General features: G+C 73.1%; 1 protein-coding gene. It reads right to left on the reverse strand.

Going from position 1 to position 1927, the window contains the following annotated elements; genetic code table 11:
- Positions 1-426 precede the first annotated feature (426 nt).
- Positions 427-1602 carry an ROK family transcriptional regulator gene (locus D471_RS0108935; RefSeq protein WP_017598306.1) on the reverse strand — a complete coding sequence of 392 codons (1176 nt, stop codon included), beginning with the start codon at positions 1600-1602 and terminating at the stop codon, positions 427-429.
- Positions 1603-1927: the final 325 nt, after the last annotated feature.

Raw genomic sequence — 1927 nt, forward strand, 5'->3', positions numbered from 1 at the left:
CCGGGAGGGCCAGGGCGGCCGCTCGTGACGTGGAAGGGCGTCGTGTGCTCAACGCGGGGTGCCTCTCTGGACGGGGGATCGGTGTGGGAACTCGCGAGTGGTGGTGTGAAGTCAAACCTCACCGACGGCTTGCCGTCAACTGATGAACACATAACCGAAACATCACGAGTGCTGCATTCACCCGTTAAAGCCATTAAAAGCCCAGGTCAGAGCAGCAAAGAGGGAGTGTGACGCCATGTGAAGAATGTTGCGAACACTCCCGCGTTCACCCGAACGAAGCGGCCCTGACCTCGTGCTTCACCGTATGCGAGACGAGGAGTGGGCGCCGCGTGAAGGCGGCGGGGGCGCCGGGGACGGCGACGGGGCGGATCCGGGCGGTGGACGAAGGGCGAAGGGGCAGTGCCGCAAGGGCCCGAAGACGGGTTCTCAGAGGGCGACGTGCGCCGCGGTCCACAGCGCCCCGTACAGGGCCGCGTCCCGACCGAGCGCACCCGACATCAGGGTCAGGTCCTCCCGCGCGCTGCCCAGGGCCCCGAGCTCCATCGCGCGCGCCATCGGATCGAGCAGCAGCTCCCCCGCCTCCGCCAGGTCGCCGCCGACGGTCACCCGGTCCGGGTTGAACAGGTTGGCGGCGATGGCCAGCCCCTGGCCGAGCGCCGTGCCCGCCTCCGCGATGACGCGCCGGCTTCCCAGGTCGCCGGAGCGCGCGGCCGCGACGACGTCGGCCACCCGGGGCCCGCCCGGGCCCCGCGCGACCTCGGAGTTCTGGGGCAGCATGTCCAGCAGGTAACGCGCCCCGACGAAGGTCTCCAGACAGCCCCGATTGCCGCAGCGGCACACCGGACCACGCGGGTCGAGCGTGATGTGCCCGATCTCGCCCGCGGTACCGCCCGCGCCGCGGAACAGCTCCCCGGACAGGACGATCCCCGCGCCGACCCCCTCCCCGATGACCAGGTGGATGAGGTGGCCAGCGCCCTCACCAGCACCGATCCGGCGTTCGGCCAGGGCCGCGAGGTTGGCGTCGTTCTCCGCCACCACGGGGACACCGAGGCGTTCGCCGAGGGCCTCGGCCGGACGGAAGCCCGTCCAGCGGGGCACGCACGAGATCCGCCCGACCTCTCCCGTGCCCGGGTCGACCGGGCCCGGAACGGAGGCCACGGCCGAGGACACCGTGCGCAGGTCGATCCGCGCCCGTTGGAGGGTGATCTCGGCCAGCCACGCGGCGCGGCGCACTCCGCGCTCGGGGTCGGCGGCGACGTCGTAGCCGATCTCCTCGCGCGCCAGAAGGTTGCCGTCGCTGTCCCCCACACCGACCGCGACGCCGTCCACGGTGAAGTCGACCGCCAAGACCGCGCCCGGCGGGCGCAGCAGGGTGACCGCCCTGGCCCGCCGGCCGTTGGAGGCCGTGTCACGGACCGAGACCGTGCCCGCCGCGCGCAGCCCGCGCACGATGTTGGACACGCTCGCGGCGGACAGGCCGGTCGCCCGGGCCAGTTCCGCCTGGGTACGCGTCCCGTCCCGGCGCAGGACCTCCACGACGCGCCGTTCGTTGGCCTGCCGCAGGGCGGACTGGGATCCGGGCGTCACGGTGGCGTCGGTCACCCGGCTCCCCCTCGTGGTCGATCATCGGTCAGCGCCCCGCGCTGCTGTGAGGCATGCTACAAGCAGTGAACGCAAGCCGGAACACGGGGCGGCTGCTAGGACGTGGTCGGCGGCCATGGCCTAGGGTGCGGGATGTGTCAGTGGAACGCGTGCGGACCAGCGACGACCGGTGGGCCGACCACCTGGCCTCGGCCGTGCTGGCCCGGGGCCGGAGGCGGCCCTTGCGCGTGGTCGCGGTCGAGGGGCGCTCGGGCTCGGGCAAGAGCACCGTCGCGGAGCGGCTGAGCGCCGCGCTGGCCCTGCGGGGCGAGCCGTCGGCGGGGGT

Origin of the sequence: Nocardiopsis lucentensis DSM 44048 (assembly GCF_000341125.1) — a bacterium.
Taxonomy (GTDB): domain Bacteria; phylum Actinomycetota; class Actinomycetes; order Streptosporangiales; family Streptosporangiaceae; genus Nocardiopsis; species Nocardiopsis lucentensis.